This window comes from Arthrobacter sp. H5 (assembly GCF_000520595.1).
GTDB lineage: Bacteria > Actinomycetota > Actinomycetes > Actinomycetales > Micrococcaceae > Arthrobacter_D.
The window spans coordinates 22,981-38,124 of sequence record NZ_KI915039.1 but is presented as its reverse complement, the minus strand read 5'-3'; the positions used below and the strand labels follow the sequence as shown (position 1 = coordinate 38,124).

10 protein-coding genes are annotated in these 15,144 nt (G+C 65.3%); 7 read left to right on the top strand and 3 right to left on the bottom strand.

The features are described 5' to 3' along the window. Positions 1-16: 16 nt before the first annotated feature. The gene (locus Y708_RS0121410; RefSeq protein ID WP_028281489.1) at positions 17-1,432 is read right to left on the bottom strand and encodes an MFS transporter; all 1,416 of its coding nucleotides are present in this window, start codon (positions 1,430-1,432) and stop codon (positions 17-19) included. A 277-nt stretch (positions 1,433-1,709) separates the two neighbouring features. Here Y708_RS0121410 and Y708_RS0121405 point away from each other — a divergent pair, with 277 nt between their 5' ends. From Y708_RS0121405 to Y708_RS0121395, 3 genes are read left to right on the top strand one after another with little or no spacing between them, the layout of a single operon-like run. Next, the gene (locus Y708_RS0121405) at positions 1,710-3,080 is read left to right on the top strand and encodes an MFS transporter (RefSeq protein WP_028281488.1); all 1,371 of its coding nucleotides are present in this window, start codon (positions 1,710-1,712) and stop codon (positions 3,078-3,080) included. Between the two features lies 1 nt (position 3,081). Continuing rightward, positions 3,082-5,169 carry a molybdopterin oxidoreductase family protein gene (locus Y708_RS0121400; RefSeq protein ID WP_028281487.1) on the top strand — a complete coding sequence of 696 codons (2,088 nt, stop codon included), beginning with the start codon at positions 3,082-3,084 and terminating at the stop codon, positions 5,167-5,169. Beyond that, the gene (locus Y708_RS0121395) at positions 5,166-6,704 is read left to right on the top strand and encodes an FAD-dependent oxidoreductase (protein ID WP_028281486.1); all 1,539 of its coding nucleotides are present in this window, start codon (positions 5,166-5,168) and stop codon (positions 6,702-6,704) included. The genes Y708_RS0121400 and Y708_RS0121395 overlap by 4 nt, the downstream gene beginning before the upstream one ends. Before the next feature lie 131 nt (positions 6,705-6,835). On the opposite strand, the gene Y708_RS0121390 is transcribed toward Y708_RS0121395, so the two are convergent. Beyond that, positions 6,836-8,245 (bottom strand): NAD(P)H-quinone dehydrogenase, encoded by a 1,410-nt coding sequence (locus tag Y708_RS0121390; protein ID WP_035777210.1) that lies wholly within the window; start codon positions 8,243-8,245, stop codon positions 6,836-6,838. Positions 8,246-8,324: 79 nt separating this feature from the next. Between Y708_RS0121390 and Y708_RS0121385 the strand changes: the two genes are divergently transcribed. Then, positions 8,325-9,125 carry a purine-nucleoside phosphorylase gene (locus tag Y708_RS0121385; RefSeq protein ID WP_028281484.1) on the top strand — a complete coding sequence of 267 codons (801 nt, stop codon included), beginning with the start codon at positions 8,325-8,327 and terminating at the stop codon, positions 9,123-9,125. A gap of 1 nt (position 9,126) precedes the next feature. Beyond that, complete coding sequence (locus tag Y708_RS0121380) at positions 9,127-10,824, top strand: phospho-sugar mutase (protein WP_028281483.1); 1,698 nt, start codon at positions 9,127-9,129, stop codon at positions 10,822-10,824. A gap of 5 nt (positions 10,825-10,829) precedes the next feature. Here the strand turns inward: Y708_RS0121380 and nirD are convergent, their stop codons facing one another. Further along, positions 10,830-11,207, bottom strand: a complete 378-nt coding sequence (gene nirD, locus Y708_RS0121375) for a nitrite reductase small subunit NirD (protein ID WP_028281482.1) — start codon at positions 11,205-11,207, stop codon at positions 10,830-10,832. Between the two features lie 194 nt (positions 11,208-11,401). Between nirD and nirB the strand changes: the two genes are divergently transcribed. Next, positions 11,402-14,032 carry a nitrite reductase large subunit NirB gene (gene nirB / locus Y708_RS0121370; RefSeq protein ID WP_035777208.1) on the top strand — a complete coding sequence of 877 codons (2,631 nt, stop codon included), beginning with the start codon at positions 11,402-11,404 and terminating at the stop codon, positions 14,030-14,032. Between the two features lie 2 nt (positions 14,033-14,034). Continuing rightward, positions 14,035-15,087, top strand: a complete 1,053-nt coding sequence (gene cobA / locus Y708_RS27090) for a uroporphyrinogen-III C-methyltransferase (protein ID WP_051479267.1) — start codon at positions 14,035-14,037, stop codon at positions 15,085-15,087. Positions 15,088-15,144 lie beyond the last annotated feature (57 nt).

Below are 15,144 nucleotides of genomic sequence, written 5' to 3'. Positions count from 1 at the left end.
TTCCACACTTGTCGGCTCAGCCGATGTCGTTCTCATAATCGTTGTCGCGGGTCTCCTTGGAAAGCCACAAAGCCGCGAAGGTGAGCGCAGCCGCGGCGCTGAGATACAGCCCCACCAGAAGCGTGCTTCCATCGGCAACCTGCCACAGAGCGATGGCAACAAACGACGCCGGGGCGGCGCCAATCACGCTCGACAGGTTATAAGCCACAGCCGATCCCGTGTACCTCACGTTGGCGGGAAACAGCTCCGGAAGAATCGACGCCATAGGGCCAAAGGTGAGGCCCATCAGGATGAAACCGATAATCAGCAACGCCATGGCCCCGGTTGCCCCCGCACCAAACAGGGGCACCCAGGTCAGCCCAAACACCGCGATGCCGACGGTGACCGCCAGGAGCATTTTCCGGCGGCCAAACTTCTCTGCCAGCGGCCCGGACACCAGAGTGAAGATTCCGAAGAACACCACGCCGACGATCAGCATCCAGAGGAAGTCCCCGCGCGGGATGCCCAGCCCTGGCACAAAGGTTGCTGCTGCCTCAGCGCTGAACGACCGCCCTGCAGCCTCCGCAGCCGCTGCGGCGTCCTCAACTGTGGCCGGTGTGGTGCCGAAGGACAGGGTAAATGAGGTCATCAGGTAGAACAGCACATAGGTGGCGAACATGATGAACGTACCGAGCAGCAACGGCTTCCACTGCCGGGTGAACACGCTTGCCAGCGGAACCTTCACCACTTTCCCCTTGTCCAGCACCTGCTGGAAGGTATGGCTTTCGATCAGCTTGAGCCGCACGTAGAGACCAACAATGACCAGCACCGCGCTCGCGATGAAGGGTACCCGCCAGCCCCAGGCAAGGAAATCCTCGTTGGAGAGGGCCGAGTTGAGGTAGACGAAGAGCAGATTCGCCAGGATGAACCCGATCGGTGCGCCCAGCTGCGGAAAGGTTCCATAGACGGCGCGCTTGTTCTTCGGTGCGTTCTCGGTTGCCAGGAGGGCAGCACCGCTCCACTCACCACCCAGGGCAATTCCCTGGAAGAACCGGAGCAGCACCAGGAGCGCCGGAGCCAGGAAGGTCCATCCGGGCACCTGTGCCGTGGGCAGCACGCCGATCAGGAAGGTTGCAACTCCCATGGTCAGCAGGGAGGCGACAAGCGTTCCCTTCCGGCCGATCCGGTCGCCGAAGTGGCCAAAGATGATGGAACCCAGCGGACGGGCGACAAAGGCAACGCCAAACACCGCAAAGGACTGGAGCAGTGCCGTGGCGGGATCGGAGTTGGGAAAGAACAGTGCGGGGAAGACCAGCACCGCGGCCGTCGCATAGATATAGAAGTCGTAGAACTCGATGGTGGTGCCGATAAGGCTGGCGAAGATAACGCGGCCCTTGGGGTTCAGCGGCTTTGCTGAACCCGCGTCGACGGCCGGGGATGGTGAGGATGACATGCCTGAGGCTTTCTGTAGATTGCCGGCCGGGGATGAAAGAGCGTTGCGGCGGCGTCCAATCATGATAGTCCTCACATCTCACCACCGGCGTCCGGATAGTGGATAACCGGTCCGCATCGTGGACTCAGGCCGCGGTGGCAAAAGAAACGACATGAAGGTAACCGCTCTCGCCCACCGCGGATAGCCGGATGTCACACCGCGTTTACATTCCCTGACACCCCCCGAAATGCGCAAACCATAACGTTGCCGTACTGCCCCTTGAACTGAAAGGCTCCTCATGAGCGTTGATCGCACAGTCACCCAGGAGTCCGCAGCCGCCCTTCAGCACCGGCCCGGACGCTGGATCGCGAACTGGAACCCGGAAGACCAGGCCCAGTGGGAGTCCACGGGACGCGGCATTGCCCGCCGTAATCTCCGGTGGTCCATAGCCTGCGAGTTCCTCGGCTTTGTGGTGTGGCAGCTATGGTCAATCGTTGTGGTGTACCTGCCGGCGGCGGGGTTCAACTTCACCACCCCGGAAATTTTCTGGCTGATCTCGATGCCCAGCCTGGTGGGCGCAACCCTCCGCATTCCCTACACCTTCATGGTCCCCAGATTCGGCGGACGCAACTGGACAGTCATCTCCGCCCTGCTCCTCCTCATCCCCTCGGTTGGTCTGGCACTCTGCGTCTCCACCCCGGACACGCCCTTCGGCGTGATGCTGGGCGTAGCGGCACTGGCCGGCTTTGGCGGCGGCAACTTTGCCAGCTCCATGGCCAACATCACCTTCTTCTATCCGGCGCGTGAAAAGGGCTGGGCGCTGGGACTGAATGCTGCCGGCGGAAACCTTGGTGCCGCCGTCGCGCAGTTGGTTGTTCCGCTGGTGATCGCTGCCGGAGCCGCGGCCACACTGAACCTGCCGCTGGCCGGCTGGATCTGGATTCCATTGATCCTGGTGGCCGCATTTGGCGCCTGGAAGTATATGGACAACCTTTCCAGCGCCAAGTCGGACCTCGCAGGCTCGTTGGCCGCACTCCGCGAACCGCACCTGTGGGTTATGGCGTTCCTGTACATCGGCACTTTCGGCTCGTTCATCGGCTTCTCAGGCGTCTTCCCGAAGCTGATCCTCGACTCGTTTCCCGAATTCTCCACCTTCGCACTGGGCCCCGCGGCGCTCTCCCTCGCGTTCCTCGGCCCCCTGGTGGGTTCACTCGCTCGGCCTTATGGTGGACGTCTCGCCGACCGCTGGGGCGGCGCCCGCATCACCGTCGCCGCTTTCGCCGTCATGGCACTCGCCGCACTCGCCGTGGTCTGGACACTGCCGGCGTCGAACTTCTGGCTGTTCCTCGGGCTGTTCCTGGTGCTCTTCGCCGCGGCGGGCGCCGGCAACGGCTCCACCTACCGCATGATCCCCATGATTTTTGCGCTGCGCGGGAAAGAGGACGGCCAGGTGAGCACAGGCCGCAAGGCCGCGGCTGCACTGGGCCTGATCTCAGCGATCGGCGCCTACGGCGGGTTTGTGGTGCCGCAGATGCTGAACGCGTCCAAGAGCGCCACGGGTACCTATGATGCGGCGTTCTACGGGTTTGTCACGGCCTACGCCCTGATGCTTCTCGTCACCTGGTTCTTTTACCTCCGCCGAAGCCCTTCCTCGGTGGGACGGGTCTAGCATGAGCGGCACCGCAACGCACTGCCCCTACTGCGCCTTGCAGTGCGCCATGACCCTCACACCGTCCGGGAGCGGATCGCCGGAGGTTACAGGCCGCGAGTTCCCCACCAACCGTGGCGGACTGTGCCGCAAGGGATGGACATCGGCGGACCTGCTGCGGCATCCGGACCGCGTCACCGAACCGTTGTTAAGGGACGACGACGGCGCTCACCACCCGATCAGCTGGGACCAGGCGCTGGAGCTCATCCGGGACAAAGTGCTCGTTTCGCGCGCCCGGTACGGCGCCGATTCCATCGGCGTGTTCGGCGGTGGTGGACTCACCAATGAGAAGGCGTACCAGCTGGGAAAGTTTGCGCGGCTGGCGCTCGGAACCTCGCGGATCGACTACAACGGCCGGTTCTGCATGTCCTCGGCTGCTGCTGCAGGCAACCGCGCTTTCGGACTGGACCGCGGGCTGCCGTTCCCCCTTGAAGACCTGGGCTCCGCCGGCACCATCCTGATGCTCGGCTCCAACACCGCTGACACCATGCCGCCCTTTGTCCAGCATCTGCAGGCCGCGAGGGACGCCGGCGGGTTGATTGTGGTTGACCCGCGAAGGTCAGCGACGGCGGAGCTCACGTCCCAGGGCCGCGGCATCCACCTTCAGCCGACGCCGGGCACCGATCTCGCGCTGCTGCTGGGGCTGGCCCATGTGGTGATCATGGAGGGTCTCGCAGACCAGGAGTACATTCAGGCCCGTACCCGGGGCTACTCGGCTGTTGCCCGCAGCGTGGCGCCCTGGTGGCCGGAACGGGTCCAGTCCGTGACGGGGGTGCCCGCCCAACTGGTTCGGGAGACCGCCCGTCGCCTTGCGGAGCCCGGCGGATCCTACATTCTCACCGGACGCGGCGTCGAGCAGCACGTCAATGGAACAGACACCGCCACCGCGGCGATCAACCTCGCGCTGCTGCTGGGCCTTCCCGGAAGCCCCCGCAACGGATACGGCACACTGACCGGCCAGGGCAATGGGCAGGGCGGCCGTGAACACGGTCAAAAGGCCGATCAACTGCCCGGCTACCGGAAGATCACCGATCCGGCGGCTCGGAAACACGTGGCAAAAGTCTGGGGCGTGCCCGAGGAGGCCATCCCGGGTCCGGGACTTCCCGCCGTCGAACTCCTTGCCTCCCTGGGGCAGCCGGACGGTGTGCGCTGCCTCTTTGTCCACGGGGCAAACGTTGCGGTGTCGGCGCCGAATGCCTCCTCAGTGATTGACGGCCTGCGCAGGCTCGACTTCCTGGTGGTGTGCGACTTCTTTCGATCGGAAACTGCTGCCGAAGCTGACCTGATTCTTCCCGTCCTCCAATGGGCCGAGGAAGAAGGCACCATGACCAATCTTGAAGGCCGCGTTCTCCGCAGGCGCGCCGCGGTGCAGCCGCCCACCGGTGCCCGGAGCGAACTGTGGATCATGTCGCGGCTGGCGGACCTGCTGGACGCGCCGTCGTCGTTCAGTGAGGACCCCGAAACGGTGTTTACCGAACTCCGTGCGGCGAGCGCGGGCGGGATCGCGGACTACTCGGGCATCGACTATCCGCTGCTCGATTCCGGCGCGGCCGCCTACTGGCCCTACCCGGCCGGCTCGGGTGGGACGCCACGGCTCTTTCTGGACCGCTTTGCGCACGACGACGGCCGGGCCGTCCTCCACGCAGTGTCCGCACCGCTTCACACGCCAGGAGACGGCACGCTTGCGCTCGCTACGGGGCGGCTGCTGGAGCACTATCAATCGGGAACACAGACCCGCCGCGTTGATGACCTCCTCACCACGACGTCCGTGCAACAGCTACAGATCCATCCGGTCACTGCGGCAGGTCTGGGCGTCCTTGATGGTGCGGAGGTCGAGGTGGGTAACTGCCGCGGTGTGGTTGCCGCACGGGCACTTCTCACCGCCGCTGTCCGGCCCGACACCGTCTTTCTTCCGTTCCACTTTCCGGGTGCCGGGAATGCAAACCTCGTGACGTCGTCGGACACTGACCCCGTCTCCGGCATGCCGGAATTCAAGACCACCCGGGTCTGGGTGCGGGTGCGTTCGATCGAAAGAGCGGTGGCGGTATGACCGAGCAGATTATTGTGGTGGGTTTTGGGCCCGTGGCAGCCCGGTTCATCGACCTGCTGGAGCCGGTGCTCGCCTCCGGCGCCGCGCAGCTAACGGTGATCGGCGCGGAGCCCGATCCGGCCTACAACCGGGTGCTTGTGGCGGATGTTGGAGTGGGCCGGGCCTCGGCGCAGGCAATCTCACTCAGCGATCGGGCCCACCTCGAAGCGCTGGGCGCCGACGTTCGGCTGACCTGTACCGTCCTGCGCATTGACCGGGCACGGCGGTTGATTCACCTGTCCGACGGTTCCACCTGCCATTATGACCGTCTGGTCCTTGCCACGGGTGCCCGGCCGGTCATTCCGTATCTGGCCGGTCTCAACCCCGATCCGCTGCAGCCTGCCCTCCCCCTCGGCGTCACCACGCTGCGTGACCTGGCCGATGCCCGCACGCTTGAGGACGTTGTTCGCCGCCGTGGCGACGTGGTGGTGCTGGGCGGCGGCATCCTTGGCCTTGAGGCAGCGCTGGCTGCTGCCGAGGAAGGCGCACGGGTCACCGTGGTGCACCACGGTGGGTATCCGCTCGCACGGATGATTGACGACGGCGGCGGCCAGGTGCTTGCCGCAGCGCTCCGGCAGCACGGCGTCCGTCTGGTGTCCGGGGCCAAGGCGGTGGGTCTTGAGCTCTCACATGGTGAGCGGTTCACCGCGCTGCGGATGGATGACGGCCGGCTGGTCTCCGGCGATCTGCTGCTCCTGTCCTGCGGCGTGCGCCCGCGGACTGAACTCGCCGAGGGTGCCGGTCTCCCGGTGGCCACAGGCATCCTGGTGGACCACTCCCTGCAGGCGCACCATGACGAGTTCATCTGGGCCATCGGGGACTGCGCCGAGGTGCGGTGCGCTTCGTGTCCGTCCTGTGCCTCAGACACAACGCCGTCGGGTCTGATTGGGCCGGGGTGGCGGCAGGCCGAGTGGCTGGCTGGACACTTCACTGGTTCCCTCGCTGGGACCGGCTGCGCGCCGTCGTCGTCGGTGTTGGTGCCTTCAGCGACCGACACACAGCCCGTGGTGATGCTGAAGGCGCGCGGAGTCGACGCCGTCGTCGCCGGGGACACCACGGCGGACCTGTGGACCGCCCACCGGAACGGCACAGCCGTTGCACTCTGGGCGGATCCGCAGCACGGGCGCTACGTCAAAATGGTGACCAGGGATGGAGTGCTTGTTGGCCTGGTGTGCGTGGGTATGCCGCGCACCGCCGCGGAACTGGTACTGCTCTTCGAGCGTGGCAGCGAGCTTCCGGCTGACCGTTCGAGCCTGCTGCGGCTGGACGGCGCCGATTCGCTGCCTTCTGCTGCCGCGAGCGATCCCGCAGACACCGTGTGCCGATGCGCCGGTGTGAGCCGGGGCAGCATTGAACAGGCGGCGGTGGTGGGGTGTTCAACGGTGGCGGAGGTTTCGGCGTCGACCCGGGCGGGCACCGGCTGCGGCGGCTGTCACGGCGACATCCGCACGATCATCGAGGAGCACTTCCAGAAGGTTCCTGCCGCCCAGCTTTGAGCCCCCGCATCGCCACGATTCCCCACACCCCACGCATCGACTCTCCCAAAATGGACGTTCTGAACCCTGTTTTCGCCCTGAGAAGGTCCATTTGGGGAGAGTCGATGCGTCTGAGGTGTGAGAGTTGCTCGTCAGAGGTGCACGTGCAGCCGGCGCGCTGCTTCGGAAATGGATCCGGTGAGCGACGGATAGATGGTGAAAGTGTTGGCAACATCATCCACGTGCAGCTTCTTGGTCACGGCGAGCGCCAGCGGGAAAATGAGCTCCGACGCTCGCGGCGCCACCACCACACCGCCGATCACCGTGCCCGAGCCCTTGCGGGAGATGATCTTCACGAAACCGTCCTTGACGTTCATCATCTTGGCCCGCGCGTTGGTGTGCAGTGAGAGCTTGAAAATGTCGCCCTGGTAATGGCCGGATTCGACGTCCGCCTGGGACACTCCCACCGATGCGATCTCCGGCGCGGTGAAGATGTTCGATGCCACCTGCTTGAGCTTCAATGGCGTGACGCTGTCCCCGAGAAGGTGCGCAATGGCAATCCGGCCCTGCATCGCCGCCACCGAGGCCAACGCGAGCACCCCCGTGCAATCTCCCGCGGCGTAGACATTGGCAGCCGTGGTGCGGGAGACGCCGTCCACCTTGATGTGGCCGGATTCCTCCACGAACACGCCGGCATCCTCCAACCCGATGTCGGCCGTGTTGGGGATGGACCCCACCGCAACGAGACAGTGGCTGCCATCCACCGTACGTCCATCGGACAGGGTGACCTGCACGCCGTCCCCGGTGTTGACCACGCCGTCGGCCCGTGACCGTGAAAGAACCGTCATGCCGCGCTCACGGAAGACATTCTCCAGGACCTCGGCGGCGTCCACGTCCTCTCCCGGCAGCACGCGATCACGGCTGGATATCAGGGTGACCTTCGAGCCAAGCCCGTTGTAGGCCGACGCGAACTCCGCTCCGGTGACACCCGAACCAATCACAATCAGGTGCTCCGGGACCTCGGTCAGATTGTAGATCTGGATCCAGTTGAAGATCCGCTTGCCGTCGGGCTTGGCGGTGGGCAGTTCGCGGGGATGCGCTCCGACCGCGAGCAGAATTGCATCCGCTTCGACGGTGGTACTGCCCGATTCCGACTCCACGGCCAGCCGGTGATTGTCCAGCAGCCGTCCCTCGCCAATGATGATCTTCACACCGGCCCGCTCCAGGGCGGTGGAGATGTCAGCGGACTGGCTGAGTGCCAGGTCCAGCAGCCGCTGGTTGACCTGGCCCAGGTCTGCGTAGGCCGGCGCGGAATCCTCAAACTTCACGCCCAGGTTGTGTGCATTGCCAACACGGTCCATGGTGTCTGCGGTGGCAATCAGGGTCTTGGAGGGCACGACGTCGGTCAGCACCGCTGAGCCGCCAAGCCCGTTCCGCTCAACAACAGTGACGTCGGCTCCCAGCGAGGCCGCAACCATTGCCGCTTCGTAGCCGCCGGGACCTCCGCCCAGTATGGCAATCCGGAGCGCGCTGAAGTCGAGTTGATTATTCACACCTGCCATTGTGTCGTATCGGGTATGCCTCCTCAAACAGGCTCCGCGGTGGAACCGGCCGGAGAACTGGGGGTAAGTTGGAGCGGTGATTGATGAAGCCCCGTTTAAACTCGCGCAAAGCGCCGCAGACCATATAGCCCGCGCCACCGGCGTTGAAACCCATGACATTGCCCTGGTGCTTGGATCAGGCTGGGGTGAGGCGGCTGAGCTCATCGGTGAGACCACGCACACCCTGAACGCCGCCGACATTCCTGGCTTTTTGGCACCCACAGTGGTGGGCCATGTTGGCACCGTGCGGTCGGTCCTGACCTCCTCCGGTAAACGAGCCCTGGTGCTCGGAGCGCGCACGCACTATTACGAGGGCAAGGGCGTCCGCGCCGTCGTCCATGGGGTGCGGACCGCCGCGGCCGCCGGCGTCAAGACCATGGTCCTCACCAACGGCTGCGGCGGATTGCAGGAGCACTGGCTGCCCGGCACACCGGTGCTGATCAGCGATCATCTGAACCTCACGGCGACGTCGCCGCTTGAGGGAGCCACCTTTGTGGACCTGACCGATCTGTATTCCTCCCGCCTCCGCGCACTCGCCCGCGAGGTGGACCCAACCCTCGAAGAGGGTGTCTACGCCCAGTTCACCGGCCCGCACTACGAAACGCCGGCGGAAGTGCAGTACGCCAAGCGGATCGGCGCGGACCTGGTGGGGATGTCCACTGCGCTGGAGGCCATCGCGGCCCGGCACGCCGGCATGGAGGTCTTTGGCATGTCTCTCGTGACCAACCTCGCCGCAGGAATCAGCCCGGTTCCGCTCAGCCACGCCGAAGTGATCGAAGCCGGGCAGGCTGCCGGGCCGAGGATCTCCCGGCTGCTCGCCGACATTATCGGCAGGCTCTGAGATGGACCCGTTGAACACAGACCTGTTGATTCAGGCCCGCGATTGGGCGGCCGCGGATCCGGATCCGGAGACGGCGGCGGAACTCACCGACCTGATCATGAAAGCCGGGAACGACGACGGTGGCCAGGCCTCCGCATGTCAGGACCTTGATGATCGCTTCAGTGGGCCGCTGCTTTTCGGTACGGCCGGGCTGCGTGCCGCGCTGGGCGCAGGTCCCAACCGGATGAACCGCGTGGTGGTCCGCCGGGCTGCGGCAGGAGTTGCCGCACACGCGCTGGACCTGGCTGGAGGCACGTACGTGCCCCGCGCGGTCGTCGGCTTTGATGCCCGGCGCAACTCGCGCATTTTCGCCGAGGAGACCGCCGCGATCTTTACGGCAGCCGGTATCGAGACGTTCCTGATGCCGTCCGAACTGCCCACACCGATCCTCGCCTACGCGGTGCGCGCCCTGAAGTGTGAGGTGGGAGTCATGGTGACGGCCAGCCACAACCCTCCGCAGGACAACGGCTACAAGGTCTACCTCGGCGGGCAGGCAGTTGAACCGGAGGCCCGCGGAGTGCAGATTGTTGCGCCGCATGATGTCTCCATCGCCGCCCACATTGCCACGGTGGACCACATTGAGATGGCTTCGGCAGGCTGGGCCGTGCTGCCGGAAAGCATTGAACAGGACTACGTTTCCTCCGTGGCCGCACTGTCAGACCGGTCCGCGTACCCGGACCGGGGCCTGCGCATTGTCCTTACTCCCCTGCACGGTGTGGGGGGCCGGACCGCGGTGTCGGTGCTGTCCGCTGCGGGCTTCGAGGATGTCCGGGTGGTCGCCGCGCAGGCAGAACCCGATCCTCTGTTTCCCACCGTCGATTTTCCCAACCCGGAGGAACCCGGGGCATTGGACCTCGCATTCGAAGCTGCCGTCGAACATGACGCTGACCTGGTGCTCGCCAACGATCCGGATGCCGACAGGGTCGCCGTCGCCGCCAAGGACCCGGCAACGGGCGAGTGGCGGATGCTTCGCGGTGATGAAACCGGTGCGCTGCTCGGTGTTCACTTGGCGGGACGAGGCCCCGGGGTCTTTGCGAACTCGATTGTCTCCTCGCGGCTGCTGGGGCGCATCGCTTTGGCCGCGGGCATCACGCCGGTGCAGACGCTCACCGGGTTCAAGTGGATCTCGCGTGTGCCCGATCTGGCCTACGGGTACGAGGAAGCGCTCGGCTACTGCGTGGCGCCGGAGCTGGTGCGGGACAAGGACGGAATGTCCGCTGGCCTGCTGGTTGCCGAGCTTGCGGCGGCAACCAAGGCGGCCGGTAAAACACTGTTTGACCTGCTCGATGAACTGGCACTGGTGCACGGTCTGCATGCCGGAGACCAGCTGTCCGTTCGGGTGGGTAGCCTGGGGTTGCTCGGCGCCATGATGAACCGGCTGCGGGAGTCGCCGCCACAGTCCTTTGCGGGGTCCCCGGTGGACGTGGTGGAGGATCTGCTGCTGGGCGATTCCCTTCCGCCAACCGATGCTCTCCTCTATGTCACCCGCGACGAGACGAGGGTGATCATTCGCCCCAGCGGTACCGAGCCCAAGTTGAAGTGTTATCTGGAGGTGGTGGAGCCGGTCGACTCGGCCGCACTCCTGGCTGAGGCGAAGGACAACGCCCGGGCCCGGCTCGACGCAGTGCTGCGTGACGTGGAGGAGTCGCTCGGCCTTTAACGCAGCTAAACCAATACCTCGACGACGCCGTCAACCACCCTCACCGGAAAGCTACGCAGCGCCACGCCGTTTCCAGCCACGGGCTCCCCCGAGTCAAGGAAGTAGATTTCCTTGTGCAGCGGAGAAGTGATCGTAAACCGCTGCCCCTTGGATCCGACAATCCCGCGTGCCATCACCTGTGAGCCGCTCACAGGATCCCGGTGGGACACCGCCAGCACCGTCAGGGAATCCACCCGGAACAGCGCAACCTGACGGCCATGGACCAGAGCCGCTTCACCCCAGCAGATCTCCAGATCGTCCAGACGGCAGATCGGATACCAGGTGCCGGCGGTCTCGCTGCGTACAGACCCGGTCTCGGGCACGTGGTCAAGCTGCAAAGTCATGGTGGTTCCCCTGTATCGACTGGTATTTGGCGTTGCTTCGACGCTACGAGTGCGGCGTTACACCAACACTCGGGTTGTGTTGCCGATACGTAAAAGGCACCTCACCGGTGGTCCCTGGCATGGTGAAGGCAAAGTTAATCTTCGTTTACATAAGCGAAACGAGGGGGCAACTGCGCATCCCTAACGTTGAGTACATGAATACACAGCAGATCCTCGTTGTTGGCGGCGGTCCCGCCGCCCACCGGTTCGTCGAAGCAATGTGGTCCCGCGGCCTCGACGGCTTCCACGTCACCGTCCTCACCGAGGAAACCTGGCTGCCGTATGACCGCGTTGCCCTCAGCCAGGCGCTGACCGCGGACGTGGACCTCACGCTTGGCGACGCCACCATGTGGGAGCACCCCTCCATCACGCTGGCTTCCGGCTCACGCGCCGTCAGCGTGGACCGCGCCACCAGAACGGTCACGACGGCGGCAGGAGACACCCACGGTTATGACCAGTTGGTCCTCGCCACCGGTTCAATCGCCGCCCGGCTGCCGATCGCCGGTGCGGAGGTCGTGCATGTGTACCGAACGGTCGACGACGTCCGCACCCTCCGCGCCGAAGTCACCCGGCTGACCGCCGAGAAGGGCAGGACCATCAACGCCGTCGTGATTGGCGGCGGACTCCTGGGACTCGAGGCAGCCGGCGGCATGCAGACGCTCGGCGCCAATGCCGCGGTCATCAACGGCGCCGAATGGCTGATGAACACCCAACTGGATCAGGGCGCCGGAACCGCCCTCGACCGATTGATCACCGCGAAGGGCGTCGAGGTCCACGGCGGAGTCTTCCCCTCCGGCTTCGCCACCGAGGACGGACAGGTCACCGGGGTGGACATGGCGGACGGCCGCAACATCGCCGCAGACCTTGTAGTCGTTGCCATCGGCGTCCGCGCACGCGACGAACTCCCCCGCGACGCCGGCATGACCATGGGGCCGCGCGGCGGCGTCGTGATCGATGATGCGTGCGCAACGGAAGACAAACACATTTGGGCGATCGGCGAGGTGGCCTGCTTCGACGGCATGTGCCTGGGCCTGGTGGCGCCGGCCAACACCATGGCGGAGATTGTTGCCGACCGGCTGCACGGCGGCACCGCAACCTTCCCTGGCTTCGACACCGCCACCAAGCTCAAGCTCTCCGGCGTGGAGGTGGCCAGCTTCGGCGACGCCTTCGCCAAGACCGAGCACAGCCTCGAAATTGTCTATGCTGACCCGGCCCGCGGCCTCTACCAGAAGCTGGTGGTCACCGATGACGCCAAGACACTGCTCGGCGGAATCTTTGTTGGTGATGCCTCGCCGTACACTGCGCTGAGGCCACTGCTGGGCCGCGAACTGTCCGCCGAGCCCGGCGCGTACCTCTCCGCGGCCGGCGGCGATGCCCCGGACACCGAACTGCCCGACGACGCCATCCTCTGCTCTTGCAACAACGTCTCCGCCGGGTCCATCCGGGACGCCGTGGGCGGTTGCGGTACCTGCGAGGGCAGCGAACCGGTCCGCGAACTCACCCCGCTGAAAAGCTGCACCAAGGCCGGAACGGGCTGCGGCTCCTGCGTCCCGATGCTGAAGAAGCTCCTTGAGGGCGAGCTGACCAAGAGCGGTATCGAGGTATCCAAGGCGTTGTGCGAGCACTTCGCCATGTCCCGGCCGGAGCTCTTTGAGGCCGTCCGGGTACTTGAACTGGACAGTTTCGAAGGCATTCTGGAGCGCTTTGGAACCGGATCCACGGGCTGCGATATCTGCAAGCCGGTGGTAGGTTCCATCCTTGCCTCCCAGCGGGCTGAATACGTGCTCGACGGCGGTCGCGGGATCCTGCAGGACACCAACGACCGCGCGCTGGCCAACATGCAGAAGAACGGAACCTACTCGGTGGTCCCCCGCATTCCGGGCGGTGAAATCACCCCCGAAAAGCTCGGCGTCATCGCGAAAGTGGCGCAGGACTATAATTTGTATACCAAGATCACCGGCGGTCAACGCATCGATATGTTTGGTGCCAGGTTGGAGGAGCTGCCGGAGATCTGGAAAATCCTGGTCAACGCTGGCTTTGAGTCCGGCCAGGCCTATGGGAAGAGCCTGCGCACGGTGAAATCCTGCGTAGGCTCCACCTGGTGCAGATTCGGGGTGCAGGATTCCGTGGCCATGGCCATCCACCTGGAACTGCGCTACCGCGGACTGCGCAGCCCGCACAAGCTCAAGTTCGGCGTTTCCGGCTGCGCCCGCGAATGCGCCGAGGCCCGGGGTAAGGATGTGGGCATCATCGCTACCTCGGACGGCTGGAACCTGTACGTCGGTGGCAACGGCGGCGCCACCCCCGTCCACGCTCAGCTGCTGGCCAAGGACTTGGACGACAACACCCTGATCAGGTACATCGACCGCTACCTGATGTATTACATCCGCACCGCCGATCGCCTGCAACGCACCGCTGCGTGGCAGGGCGAGCTGGACGGCGGTCTGTTGCACGTTGAGGATGTGGTGGTGAATGATTCACTGGGCATCGCCGCAGATTTGGAAGCTGCCATGGCCCGCCACATCGACAATTACGAGGACGAATGGGCCGCAACCCTGAAGGACCCGGAACGCCTCCGCCGGTTCCGTTCGTTTGTTAATGCACCACATGAAAAAGACGAGTGGATCGCCAATGTTCCCGAACGTGGCCAGATCCGCCCGGCAACGCAGGAGGAACGCGCTGCGTCCGCCGACGGCAGCGGGCCCGTCCTGCTGGGCGCGGGAATCCCGATGCGGGCCGGCCCCGCCACACCGGCGGACCTCGCCACACAGGAAGGGGTGAAGTAACCATGCAGATGTCGCTCGATGTCACAGGGCTGCACGTGCTGATCGCGGGAGTCCCCGTGGAATCCCGCCGGGTAATCCGGCGCTGGAACGCGGCCGGCGCCGTCGTGCGCTGCATCGAATCTCCCGATGCCGTCACTCCGCGGCTGCTGCGCGGCGTGTCTCTGGCGGTCATTGTTGGTAACCAAGCGAACGACGACGGCGCGTGGGCGCCGCTGACGGCGTCCTGCCGGGATCTCGGCATCCCCGTGTCCGTCGAGGAACCGGCCGCCCCGGGCGGACGGGTGACTCTGGTGGGTGGTGGCCCAGGAGTGGAGGACCTGCTCACGGTGCGGGCGCTGGACGCGCTGCGGGAGGCCGACGTCGTACTCTTTGACCGCCTTGCCCCGTACCGCAACCTCGCCGCGCTGGCGCCGGGTGCTGAACTGATCGACGTCGGAAAGACGCCGGGCAACCATCCGGTGAGCCAGGCCAACATTGAGAAGCTGCTGGTTTCGAAGGCCCAGCAGGGGCTCACCGTGGTGCGGCTCAAGGGTGGAGACCCCTTTGTGTTTGGCCGCGGCGGCGAGGAAGTGGCCAGCTGTCGGGCCGCGGACATTCCCGTGTCCACTGTGCCGGGGATCAGCAGTTCGATCGCCGTGCCGGCTGCCGCGGGGATCCCGGTGACCCAGCGCGGCGTGGCACACGCGTTCACCGTGGTGTCGGGACACGCGCCCCTGACCGAGCGCGAGCTTGAGTCGCTGGCCGGTCTGGGCGGCACCATCGTGGTGCTGATGGGCGTGGGAACGCTGCCGCACCTGACGTCGGGGCTGCGCCGTGCCGGCATGGCTTCGATCGTTCCCGTGGCCATTGTGGAGAAGGGGTACAGCCCGGAGCAGCGGACCACCATTTCCACTCTTGGCGGCGCTGTGACGGCCGCCGGACTGGCACGGTGTACGTCTCCGGCGGTGGTGGTGATCGGCGATGTGGTTCGTCAGCATCAGGGATGTGACGAGGCGCTGGAGCAGGCGCTTACCCACCCGATGGTGGCGTCATCACATCCGCTGGTGGCATCATGACGCGGGTTGAAGCGGCGCGGGTTGAAGCGGCCAGGCCTGAAACGGCGCGGGTTGAAG